This window comes from Dysgonomonas gadei ATCC BAA-286, from assembly GCF_000213555.1.
GTDB lineage: Bacteria > Bacteroidota > Bacteroidia > Bacteroidales > Dysgonomonadaceae > Dysgonomonas > Dysgonomonas gadei.
This window is the reverse complement of the sequence record NZ_GL891979.1, coordinates 189,811-202,658: the sequence shown is the minus strand read 5'-3', so window position 1 is coordinate 202,658 and position 12,848 is coordinate 189,811. Positions and strand designations below refer to the sequence as shown.

Annotated in this window: 10 protein-coding genes; 2 read left to right on the top strand and 8 right to left on the bottom strand. The window is 38.6% G+C overall.

What is annotated here, in order from left to right:
• Positions 1–58: 58 nt before the first annotated feature.
• The 6 genes from HMPREF9455_RS00800 to HMPREF9455_RS00775 all read right to left on the bottom strand — a co-directional run bounded on the left by HMPREF9455_RS00800 (position 59) and on the right by HMPREF9455_RS00775 (position 8,432).
• The gene (locus tag HMPREF9455_RS00800; protein WP_006797655.1) at positions 59–2,065 is read right to left on the bottom strand and encodes an LTA synthase family protein; all 2,007 of its coding nucleotides are present in this window, start codon (positions 2,063–2,065) and stop codon (positions 59–61) included.
• Between the two features lie 54 nt (positions 2,066–2,119).
• Positions 2,120–3,631, bottom strand: coding sequence for an alpha-isopropylmalate synthase regulatory domain-containing protein (locus HMPREF9455_RS00795; protein ID WP_044215292.1), 1,512 nt, complete (start codon positions 3,629–3,631; stop codon positions 2,120–2,122).
• 80 nt (positions 3,632–3,711) lie between these two features.
• Positions 3,712–4,302: a 3-isopropylmalate dehydratase small subunit gene (leuD, locus tag HMPREF9455_RS00790; RefSeq protein ID WP_006797653.1), complete on the bottom strand. Its 591-nt coding sequence runs from the start codon at positions 4,300–4,302 to the stop codon at positions 3,712–3,714.
• Positions 4,303–4,429: 127 nt separating this feature from the next.
• Entirely contained in the window at positions 4,430–5,824 is a 1,395-nt protein-coding gene (gene leuC, locus HMPREF9455_RS00785) for a 3-isopropylmalate dehydratase large subunit (RefSeq protein WP_006797652.1), read from the bottom strand.
• Positions 5,825–5,834: 10 nt separating this feature from the next.
• A complete protein-coding gene (locus HMPREF9455_RS00780) occupies positions 5,835–6,938 on the bottom strand; it encodes an acyltransferase family protein (RefSeq protein WP_006797651.1) in 1,104 nt (367 codons plus the stop codon).
• A 3-nt stretch (positions 6,939–6,941) separates the two neighbouring features.
• On the bottom strand, positions 6,942–8,432 hold the full coding sequence (locus tag HMPREF9455_RS00775; RefSeq protein WP_006797650.1) for a 2-isopropylmalate synthase: 1,491 nt from the start codon (positions 8,430–8,432) through the stop codon (positions 6,942–6,944).
• 331 nt (positions 8,433–8,763) lie between these two features.
• Between HMPREF9455_RS00775 and HMPREF9455_RS00770 the strand changes: the two genes are divergently transcribed.
• A complete protein-coding gene (locus HMPREF9455_RS00770; RefSeq protein WP_006797649.1) occupies positions 8,764–9,498 on the top strand; it encodes an inorganic diphosphatase in 735 nt (244 codons plus the stop codon).
• Positions 9,499–9,506: 8 nt separating this feature from the next.
• Here the strand turns inward: HMPREF9455_RS00770 and HMPREF9455_RS00765 are convergent, their stop codons facing one another.
• Positions 9,507–9,917 (bottom strand): YybH family protein, encoded by a 411-nt coding sequence (locus tag HMPREF9455_RS00765; RefSeq protein WP_006797648.1) that lies wholly within the window; start codon positions 9,915–9,917, stop codon positions 9,507–9,509.
• Positions 9,918–10,119: 202 nt separating this feature from the next.
• On the opposite strand from HMPREF9455_RS00765, the gene HMPREF9455_RS00760 reads away from it, so the two are divergent.
• On the top strand, positions 10,120–10,557 hold the full coding sequence (locus HMPREF9455_RS00760) for a DUF937 domain-containing protein (protein ID WP_006797647.1): 438 nt from the start codon (positions 10,120–10,122) through the stop codon (positions 10,555–10,557).
• 62 nt (positions 10,558–10,619) lie between these two features.
• Here HMPREF9455_RS00760 and HMPREF9455_RS00755 read toward each other — a convergent pair whose 3' ends face one another.
• A complete protein-coding gene (locus tag HMPREF9455_RS00755) occupies positions 10,620–12,281 on the bottom strand; it encodes a B12-binding domain-containing radical SAM protein (protein ID WP_044215291.1) in 1,662 nt (553 codons plus the stop codon).
• Positions 12,282–12,848: the final 567 nt, after the last annotated feature.

The window sequence follows — 12,848 nt, the reverse complement described above, 5'->3', positions numbered from 1 at the left end:
TTTTGTGCATTGTTATTGGCTCTGCCAATTTTACAATTCATACTCGTTTTCATATGTTTTACTTTAGGTAATTTTTAAATATATGCTTTGCTCCTTCTATCATCGAACCCGAGTATCTTTTCATACTGTCGGCAAGAGCTTTATTATGTTCTATTTTATTGCTTATGGATTTATCTGAAAGTTCATATAATAACTCCCTGTCCGAAGATAAATCATTTATATAATAATAATCATTCCCCAAACAGCCCAGTTTATCATCCGACGTAAAGTATATATAAGGGCGCTTGTCTTTTAAGAGATCAATTCCGAAGGTATTATATGCCGGTTCTTTATGCATTAATCCCATCAGAGTGGCATAAACATCAATTTGTCCTCCCAAATCCGACACAATTTTCGCCTCGTTTTCAAATAGCGGTGAGTAAATAATCAATGGGATATGAATTAATGATAACGGTATATCATATTCCGGCTCTCTCACGCGTCCATGATCACCCAGAAATACAAAGATAGTATTATCATACCAATCTTTATCCGAAGCCTCTGTAATAAACCATTCTATACAATAATCTGTATAAGCCATGGCGGCCTCATCTTCTGACGCCTCATTTTTCAGAAATTCTTCCGGCAATGCGTAAGGAGGATGATTACTTATAGTCAACACATTAGCATAAAAAGGTATTCCTTCTTTATACACAGAATCCATTTTAGACAACGAATAATCAAACAGGTATTTATCAGAAACTCCCCATATACCTACTTGTGCCAATGGCGGATAATCTTTCACACCAAAACATTCATCGAATCCATTTAAAGGAAGAAAATAATCCAGATTATCAAAAGCCAGACTATTTGTTACAAAAAACAGATTTTTATAACCAGACTTCTTCAAGTCATTTGGTAAACCGTGATAAACCGGAACTGCTCTTCTCGTATTCTTATACCTTTCATCGTCGTAACTTACATGATTTAGTTCGATAGGTGCTTTCATAGACATCACAACATCAAATATAGCAGGGAATCCGTACAATGTAGAAATTATACCCTGATTGGTATGAGTCCCCTGAGAATAAATATTTTCGAAATAATAGGATTTATCTTTAAGATCATTCAGATACGGCATTAAAAGTTTACCTCCAACAGAATCATTCAGATAATCAGACGAAAATGATTCGACTAATACTATCACAACATTGGGATGTGTTACTGTATCGCAAGTCATAATATCCTTCTTATAATAGTTTTTGTCAACAGCTTTAAATCCCAACTCTTCATTTATCAACTCTAAAGAAACATATTCATCCTCCAGGCTCATCGACTGTGCTGACACCGGAGTATTCAATAAATAAAATACAGGATTTACAACCATCTGACAAAGCATAAGCTGATTGCAAAAGTATGAATCGGCCAAAACCAATCGTTTATGTATTAATCCCCTTGCGCCAAGAAGACAAACTGATAAAATGCAAAATAGAATAGGTATCCAAATCTTAAATTCCCGTTTATCCATATTCGTTCTAAACCGTCTCAGCATACATTGTCCTATCTTAACAACAAAAAAGGTAAAGAGTCCAACTACAAACAGGTAAATCAATAAATAAGCGAATAAAGAATTATCTTCTACAATCATTCCATAAGTTTCGACCGAATATCCCAGCCAATTAAAAACAGAAAATCCAATATGCTTGTTAAAATATTGAAGATATGGAATATCTGCGGCAGAAATGGCAAAGACAATAATTCCGAAAATAATAAAGTATACATTTGCGACCCTGAGTACACTTTTATTAAATTTATTGAATAATGCGAGTACGGAAAGTATAATTAAAGGCACAACCATTATGTAGCACGTTATCACATTATCGAAACGTAGCCCTTTAGTAAATATAGCCACAGTATATGTTGTCCTCAAAGAGTCATCGATACTTTCCAAATATACCTTATTCTGCAAAAAAGAGAGAAACCTGAACAAACTGAAAATAATAAGAAACAGGATATGGACAGATAGGAGATAAGCAAAAGCCCCTATCAATTGATTATTCAATTTACCTTTTATCCTGTTCAACATCTTAATAATTCAATCCTTATTTTATTCAAAGATATCTGCTACAATAGACTTTCTTTACATCTCCTCTATCATATTCAGCATCTTCTCGGTAGCCTTAACTGCCGCCTCGGTCTGGTCGGCATCGAGCCCCCTGGTCTTAAAGCTCTTTCCATTAAATTCCCAGGTAATTACTGTTTGCACCAATGCATCGGTACGTCCACCCGGCGGAATATATACTGCATAGTTAGTCAGCGTAGGAGTAGGCTTATTCAGGCGTGAATATATCTTCCACAAGGCCTTTGAGAACGCATGATACTGACCGTCTCCGGGTGCAGTCCATTCATGCTCCTGTCCGTCGATTTCGATACGCACTGTAGCCGTAGGACGCAAACCTTTGGTGAGAAGAAATGCAAAGGAAAGTATTTTTATCCGTTTTTCTTTCTCATTATTTTTCAATACATCGGAAATAATATATGGGAGGTCGTCCTGAGTAATGATCTCTTTCTTATCCCCCAGTTCGATAACACGGTTGGTAACCTTCATCATATCCTCCTCATCGAGTTCTATACCGAGAGCCTCGATATTTTTACGAATATTGGATTTTCCTGACAATTTACCTAATGCATATTCCCGTACACGACCGAAACGTTCCGGGAACAGATCATTATAATAAAGGTTATTCTTATTATCGCCATCAGCGTGTATTCCGGCACACTGTGTGAACACATTGTCGCCTACAATCGGCTGATTGGCAGCGATATTTATTCCTGAATAACTTTCCACTACACGGCTTACCTTATTCAGCTTATCCTCTTTTATAGAAGTTTCCAATTTCAACTGGTCATGGAATACAGCGATCACACTGGATAAAGATGCATTTCCGGCACGTTCACCCAATCCGTTCATCGTCACATGCACTCCTTTTACTCCTACCTCGGCCGCCACCATTGTATTAGCTACAGCTAAATCATAGTCATTATGAGCATGAAAATCGAAATGCAGATTCGGATAACGGTTTATCATCCGGCGGCAACAACGCCATACGCTATGCGGATTAAGAACACCTAAGGTATCGGGTAGCATAAAACGCCTGATCGGTAAATCTTTCATTCCGTCCATCATAAAATACACGTAATCTTCGGAATTCATTATCCCGTTCGACCAGTCTTCCAGATAAACATTAACGGTTATACCCATCTTCTCAGCAAGCTCGACTTCGTATCTGATATCTTCCAGATGTTGTTCCGGAGTTTTTCTCAATTGCTCGGTTACATGCTTGTACGACCCCTTTGTCAAAAGATTTATAGTACGGCAGCCCGTGTCTTTTATCCAGTTGAGAGATGCACCTTTATCTATAAAACCTAATATTTCAATTTTATCTATATGCCCGGTTGCTCTTGCCCATGAAGCAATCTTCTTCACTGTTTCAAATTCTCCATTCGAAACCCGTGCTGAGGCCACTTCAATACGATTAACCCCCAGATCGACAAGAAGCAAATGTGCTATACTCATCTTTTCCTGAGCAGAGAACGACACAGTAGATGTCTGTTCCCCGTCTCTCAGGGTAGTATCCATTATTTCTATCATTATAATAATGTGTCAATTTGAGAATGTGCCGATATGCCAATGAAATAATCCGCATATTAGCTTATTAGTTAATTAATTCATTAGAGCGTATGCTCTTTCTCGTATTCCTCAGTCATCTCTTTTTTAGAGAGCAAATAGTCTATATCATCCAGCCCTTTGAGCAAACATTCCTTTTTGTAAGGATTGATCTCAAAACTCTCCAATTTTCCGGTTGCATTATTTGTTATTGTTTGATTTTCCAGATCAATCGTCAAAGTGGCTTTCGGGTCTGCATTTACACTTGCGAATATTTCTGCCAGAAACTCAGGTGTAACCACTACCGGAAGCACACCGTTATTCAATGAATTATTTCTGAAAATATCGGCAAAGAAGCTCGATACTACCGCTCTGAAACCATATCCTGCTACTGCCCATGCCGCATGTTCACGGCTGGATCCACTACCAAAATTCTTTCCGGCAACAAGGATTTGTCCGCTATAAGTAGGATTGTTTAGAACAAAATCAGCTTTCGGACTTCCGTCTTTGTTATAACGCCAGTCTGCAAACAGGTTATTACCAAATCCCTCCTTGTCTGTCGCTTTCAGGAAGCGTGCAGGTATAATCTGGTCTGTGTCCACATTTTCGATCGGTAGTGGAACGTATGTTGATGTAAGTGTTTGAAATTTTTCCATTTTTCTTTTTATTCAAGTGAATGTTATATAAAGCTTTTTCCTCCTTGTCATTCTGAACGAAGTGAAGAATCTCTTTTTATAAACAAGAAATGCTTCGTTACTCTCAGTATGACAAAAAAGCGTAAAATCAGATTGAACGTGGATCAGTAATTTTACCGGTAATAGCCGCTGCTGCAGCTACGAGTGGCCCTGCCAAAATAGTACGCGCACCCGGTCCCTGACGACCCTCAAAGTTACGGTTCGATGTAGATACTGCATATTTACCCGCCGGAACTTTATCATCATTCATAGCAAGACATGCAGAGCAACCCGGTTGACGAAGTTGGAAACCAGCATCTGTAAGTATCGTATCCAATCCTTCAGCTTTAATCTGATCGGCAACTTTATGACTACCCGGAACAAGCCATGCGATAACATTATCTGCTTTTTTCTTACCTTTTACAAAGTTGGCAAATGCACGGAAGTCTTCGATACGTCCATTTGTACAACTACCGAGAAATACATAATCAATAGTTTTACCTTCAACCTTCTCTCCCGGTTTGAATCCCATATAATCCATCGATTTCTGGAAAGATATACGACCTGCTTCATCTATATCATCCAATGTAGGGATTGTTTCATTTATTCCCATACCCATACCCGGATTTGTGCCATATGTAATCATCGGTTTGATATCGGCAGCATCGTAAGTCAGTTCTTTATCAAATTTTGCACCTTCATCGGTCTTCAATGTTTTCCAATAAGCAAGTGCTTTGTTCCATTCTTCGCCCTTAGGAGCAAATTCACGGCCTTCCACATAGGCAAATGTAGTTTCATCCGGAGCAACAAGTCCGCCACGCGCCCCCATTTCTATACTCAGGTTACACAGCGTCATACGCTCTTCCATCGACATATTACGAATGGCCTCTCCTGCATATTCTACAAAATATCCGGTGGCGCCACCAGTTGTAAGTTTCGAAATCATATAAAGAGCTAAGTCTTTTGCAGTAACACCTTCTCCAAGTTTACCGTTGAACGTGATACGCATTGTTTTAGGGCGCGATTGCAATACGCATTGTGAGGCCAATACCATTTCCACTTCACTGGTTCCTATACCGAAAGCGATAGCACCGAAAGCGCCGTGAGTAGATGTATGGCTATCTCCGCAAACTATGGTCATACCCGGTTGAGTAAATCCGTTTTCAGGACCAATAATGTGTACAACACCATTTTTCTGGTGTCCCAAAGGGTAGTACATATCTATACCGAATTCCTTTGCATTTTTAGAAAGTGTATCCAGCTGATTCTTAGATATAGGATCTTTTACAGGCTTATCCTGATCGATAGTCGGCGTATTATGGTCGGCTGTTATAGTTGTTTTATCAGGACGAAACACAGATAATCCTCTCGCACGCAATCCATTGAAAGCTTGAGGACTTGTCACTTCGTGACAGAAGTGACGGTCGATATACAGCTGTGTTGGCCCGTTTTCTACAGAAGATACGACATGCGCATCCCAGATTTTGTCGAATAAAGTTTTCATGCTTAAAATTCTATTTTTGTTGATCTAATTTTTTAATTAGTTTTCGTCCCAGATTTTGCCCCGGAACTTCGATTAATCTATATGTAATATTGGATATTATAAAACTCACAGCAAACAGGCATATATAGCCTAAAATAAAATAAAGACAAGCTGATAAGCTATCTGTTATTCTTCCTTCCACCCATTTGAAACAGCCAAACATATTAAAGACTGTCATCATAGCAAAATGCACCAAATAAAGACTAAAACTCACTTTCCCTATACTCGCCAGTATCTTATTCGAAAATAATTTATACGCCTTTACAGATAATATAATCAGTAATAGAAAGAACACAATGCTATACAAAAAATCATAAGATATGGACGTATAGCAATATATCAATATTGTTACAGCCAGTAAAGATAAAGACGATAGCTTTATTTTCATTATCGCTTCCTTATCTGCAATCAGCTGGTATGCCAACATTCCTAATGAGAATACAGGTAATTGCGCTATAATATAATACCCCAGAAAATTATTTATATCTGCACTCGTACCTCGTAATAAAAAGTTTGCAATCGTAGAAATCAACAAAGTTACCAATGTGAATATTACAAACTGATTAATGTTCTTGAGTTTGGCAAACAAAAATGGAAATATTGCATAAAAAGTAAATTCCACAGTTATCGACCATCCTCCCGGTACATAGTGATGAATATATTCCGGAAAAAAGCCATTTATAAACAACAGGTTTAGTATCAATTCTTTTTTGGGTATATCGCCCCAATCTATATTTACAAAATCAAAACCTATAAAATACGCAAAAGTAAAATAGACTATCGCCAAATAATACATGGGAGCTATACGAAAGAACCTGCGTATGAAAAAATTCCGGTTTGTATGTTCTTCATATTGCCGTCTCTGATGAGACATCATCAATGTGAATGCGCTTACGACAAAAAACAAATTTACCCCCAGATGTCCGTTCGCCATAAACTGGAAAGCCGTCGGTGAAAAATAAGAGATAGAGGGAGTAATACCTTCTATAAACTGTACATGCACAAGTATAACCAATAATATGGCTATCCCCCTCAGGCTGTCTATATATTGGTATTTCTTGGTCTCTACCTGCATTGCTTATTTTACAAATTTATTTACAGCATTGATAAAGGCTTCTGCCGAAGCTGCCACAATATCAGTATTTGCCGAGAAACCGTAATAGTTCACACCTTCGTGTTCCACCTGCATATGTACTTTACCGATATCATCACTTCCACGGTTTATGGCCTGTATAAGGAATTCCTCAATTACAGTCTGACGGCGGATTATTTGCTTAATAGCCTTGATCGCTGCATCTACAGGCCCGTTACCTGAAGCAGATGCTTCAAATTTTTCTCCTGCGATATCCAAACCTACATTGGCTACGTTACGCACTCCAAGACCGGATAATACTTGCAGGTAATCCAGTTTGATGCGTCGCATTTTATCCGTTTCTTTCCCTGCCAAGATCAGTACGTCTTCATCTGTTATATCTTTTTTCCGGTCAGCTAAGTCCAAAAAGCGTTGATACATTTCTGCCAATTGATCGTCATCGACTTCTATACCCAGCAAATTCAGTCTATTTTTCAATGCTGCACGTCCGCTGCGGGCAGTAAGTACGATCGCATTATCATCGATACCTACATCTTTAGGATCAATAATTTCATATGTAGAGAGATTTTTCAATACTCCATCCTGATGTATACCCGATGAATGGGCGAAAGCATTTCTGCCCACGATAGCCTTATTAGGCTGTACCGGCATATTCATCAGATTGGAAACAAGACGGCTTATAGGGTATATCTTCTGAGTATTGATATTCGTCTCAATATTCAATTCCTTATGGCTTCTGATAGCCATCACTACTTCTTCAAGTGAAGTATTTCCGGCACGTTCTCCGATACCATTGATTGTCACCTCTACCTGACGCGCTCCATTAAGCACCCCCATGATGGAATTGGCAGTAGCCATGCCTAAATCCTGATGGCAATGTGTAGACAGGATTGCATTTTTCATATCCACATGATCTATCAGGTATTTGATTTTTGCCCCATATTCAGTAGGCAGACAGTAACCCGTTGTATCTGGTATATTGACAACTGTAGCTCCTGCATTCACCACCGCCTGCACTACTCTTGCCAAATAAGCATTATCGGTACGTCCCGCATCTTCAGCATAAAACTCCACGTCTTCTACAAAACGTTTTGCATATTTCACACATGCCGCTGCACGTTGAAGTATCTCATCCTGAGTAGAATTAAATTTATATTTAATATGGTATTCTGATGTACCGATACCTGTATGTATTCGTTTTTTCTTAGCATACTTCAATGCTTCGGCTGCTACTTCAATATCCTTTTCCACGGCACGTGTCAGAGCACATATAGTAGGCCAGGTTACGGCTTTAGATATTTCCACTACCGAATTGAAATCACCTGGGCTGGATACGGGAAATCCAGCTTCGATAACATCAACACCGAGCGATTCGAGGGCTCTGGCTACTTCGATTTTCTCGATAGTATTCAACTGGCAACCCGGTACTTGCTCTCCATCTCTCAATGTGGTATCAAAAATAAATAACTTGTCCATAACTTTTCTAATTGATTTAGTATACTGTTTGTTTTACATAAAAAAAGCCTTTCTCATCTACTGAAGAGTGAGAAAGGCCCTGTTTTTTCTTTATATTATTTTCTACATAGCAATGCTCACCCTAAATTTCTCCAGAGGATAATGAGTGAACTAATAATAATATTACTATGCATCGACATAAGTTTCATTTTTCGATTGACAAAGTTATTCCATTTTTTCGGAAATACAAATAAAAAGATTCCTTTTTTGATATTTTGTGACATTTATACATTACGGTACTATCAAAAATATTGTCTTATCTTTGTATAGATAATTAATTCTATATTTCATAATGATTACTCCATTTAAAGACTATCTCAACAAACATAATTATACGCGTTTCGATTTTAAAGCCGTTCTATTCGACATGGACGGCGTTCTTTACGACTCCATGAAATGGCATGCCAAATCGTGGAAGGAGACCATGGACGAATTCGATATCCTCAGTACTCCCGAAGAGTTTTACCTGTATGAAGGCATGGTAGGCAGCAAAACCATCAATCACCTGATGAACAGGGAAAAAGGAAGAGACGCTACCAAACAAGAAACAGAGACCATATATAAACGTAAAACTGAACTCTTCACTAAATACAATGACGGGGCGCTAATTCCTTTTGCCTACGACTTTGTAAAGGAAGTAAATGAAGAGGGACTTACACCTGTCCTTGTCACCGGATCGGGACAGCCTACGCTTATCAATAAACTGGAACACAACTTTCCCGGACTATTTGCTAAAGACAAGATGGTTACTGCCTTCGACGTTAAGCACGGTAAGCCGCACCCTGAACCCTACCTGATGGGATTGAAAAAAGGCGGCGCACTAAATCCGAACCAGGCCGTAGTCATTGAAAATGCACCCCGCGGCGTAGAAGCTGCTGTAGCTGCGGGAATTTTCACGATTGCCGTCAATACTGGCCCAATGCCCGACAAAGTATTGGCTGACGCAGGAGCTGACATTGTATTGCCTTCGATGGAGGCACTCTATAATAATTGGCCTGCATATTACAGGATATTGAAAGAGGGCTGATCCGCTACTTACAAGGGCTGAGCAAAAGACCAATGAGTATGTATAATTTTCCACTGATCAGACGAATCTGACTTATAGACTTCCGTGCAATGCATTCTGAACACCTGACCATCTCTATGCGCTTCATAATCATATGTCAAGACGGCAGTATCTACCGATACCTGTACAGTCGGATCGATCATTTTATACACGTCTATTTTAATCTTTCCCCTGATGGTATTATAATATTCTTCGAGAGCCTTCTTGCCCTCAAATTTATTTGTAAAAGCAGGGTCGAAATAAACTACATCATCAGAAGATAACTCAATAAACCCATCAGGGTCTCCATTATTCCACAGTTCTAAAGCATGTTTTTCCAAAGCTATAATTACATCGTTAACATTCTCTTTTTCTGAGGGTACACTTGTGCATCCAGTCATAAATAATAAGATTAATATGTATATAAAGTGCTTTATTCTTAATAGTTAATGTAACTACCTGATCTAATTATCTACCAAATTAGTAAATATTTGATAAACAGCCTCAGTTACATCTTATCTTTTAACTTAAACAACTATTAAACCTAAAACAATTTGTCCACCAGAATGTTAGATTGATATAACAAACATAATATTCACAATCATGCTGGATGGAATTATAGATCTTGTAAAAGATCAGGCTCTGGGAGCCATCACAAACAACGCAGGTGTGCCTGCCGACAAAAAAGAAGCTGCCGTGGAAACCACTACCTCTGCAGTTGTAAACGGACTAAAAGACCAATTAACCCCTGACAACTTATCTAACATTCTCGGAATATTTAGCGGAGGCTCAGCTAGCAATAGTAATCTGACTTCAGGCCTACAGTCTTCCGTAGTATCTGCATTGAGCGAGAAGGTAGGATTAAGTCCCGCTGTGGCCAATAGTATTGCATCCACTGTTATCCCGGCTATTATGGGACTGATTTCTAAAAAACATAACGACTCGAATGACTCATTCAGTTTAGAATCTCTGGTAGAATCGGTTACAGGTAAACAAGGTGGAGGTATCTTAGGTACATTGGGCGGTTTATTTGGCAAATAGCCCGATATCTCATTCATACACAAAGCAATTCCTCAAAGGAGTTGCTTTTTTCATTGCTCGACTTACACAGAATAGGGTATCGACAAACGCTTATTATCAATAAATACAGTAAGCCTGTATTCATTGTCCGATATATAATCAATCGCCGTCTGCTTTTCTATAATCTTACGGTTCAGACTGTACTTCGACAGGAAGCCCCTGTCCTGCCCTATCTGATACAACAATTGCTTCCGCTGTTTCTTATCCATCACATCCGCCCAAAAGCCTTGTGGCCTGCGGGTAAAATTACTATAGTAGTCTGTCCGCAAACATTCGAACAAGTCGATATCTTTCGATAACAGGAAATTGTGCAGATAACGGAATAAGTCCTCCAACTGATAGCCACGGTGAGGTAGATTCTGCACCTTGTAATATTGTCCTATTTCGTCGAATAATTCAAAGTAACGACCCTGATAATAAATCCCGAACAACTCATTCATCGTACGGGGAAACCTTCCGCTGTTCCAGAACTTCTCCAAGGCGTGCTCCGCTTCATGTATACGATCCAGTTCCTGGCTGGAGATATCCGCGTTGCACTCTATTTCGTAAGGAGCCTGCTCATCATACTTATAGCCATATTGAGCAGCCTGCTTTCTCAGATTTGTTCCCCGCAGCATTTTCAGAAAGCCGAGTTGTACCTCCTTTGCCCCCAATGAAAATACATCATTGAACGACTTTATAAAACGCTCCAATGTTTCATAAGGCAGTCCGGCTATCAGGTCGAGATGCAGATCTATTTTACCTCCATCCATTATTTTCTTTACATTACGTGCCAATAGGGGAAAGTCCTGTCTGCGCCTTACAGCAATATTCGTAGGCTCATATGTGGACTGAATACCGATTTCGAAACGGAAGAATTCTTTTGACAGATTAGTATTCAGATAATCAATCGTTTCATCTTTTAGTAAATCGGCATATACCTCAAACTGGCAACTAAGTTTCGGACGATAATTCTTAATCAGAAAATCGAACACAGTATGTGTATGTTCCTTATTCAGATTGAAAGTGCGGTCGAGAAACTTGATTTGTTTAGCGCCGTTATCTATCATGTACCCCAGACTCTCCAATATATATTCTTTAGGATAATAGCGTACACCTTTTTCAAGCGACGATAGGCAATACTGGCACTGATAAGGGCATCCACGCGATGTTTCGAAATACACCATCCTGTTTTTCATATCTTCCCTGTCTTCTTCCAGCATGTATGGTGAAGGCAAAGACGCAAGTTTTTCCAGATCGGCCTGCACAATTACTTTGCTGATATGGTCACGGGACGACACCCCCTTTATTTCTGCAGCATATCCTGCCTCGATAGCAGTTAATAATTCACCCAGAACAAATTCTCCCTCACCTCCTATCACATAGTCGATATTCCAGTTGTGAAGGAAAAAGTCCGGTTCGTACATCACTTCCGGCCCTCCCAGAATAATAATTAGCTCCGGCTTTTCTGCTTTCAATAACGAAATCAATTCTCTCGTCTGCTCCACATTCCAAATATATACACTTATACCTATCACATCACTGTCGCTATCTAATAGTTCTCTCGCAACCTTTCCCACTTGCTCTTTAATGGTATATTCTTTGAATGAAATATCAAAGCGGTCTTTATTAGCTACATAAAGCCAACGAAGAGCTAATGAAGTATGGATATACTTAGCGTTAAAAGTTGTGAGAATCGTTTTCATGAAGCAAAGGTAACACAAAAAGCAATTAAGAATGAAAAATGAAAAATGAAGAATTTCATTATTTATCACACTCATATTTTTCACCTTCTTTAACTATATATAGTTAAAAAGTAACATAAGTAACAGTTTTTTAGCTATTAGCTGATAGCTTTTAGCCGTTAGCTTTTTGAGAACCTTCATATTCTGTCATGTTGAGCGGAACGAAGCATCTCTTCCTTAAAAAGTTTCTCTCGCAAAGATGCAAAGTCTAACTCATCACTTATCACCTTATTTACGTTTATTAACTACGTTTAGTTAAAACCTGACACTTCTTACAGAATTTTCATTGTTTTTATTTCGCGATTTTCACACTAATTAACTATGTATAATTAAAAGGTAACAAAGGTAACAGTCTTTACAGTAAACAGTAATACAATTTCCTCAACTTAGTACTTATTACCCAAAACTCATTACTTGTTAAAAGGTAACAAAAGTTACACTTTTTACTCATTTGCTAACATGTTAATTTACTAATTAATTCTTTCAAAGAACTATAAGCTAACGGCTATCGGCCCTAATTATATAGAT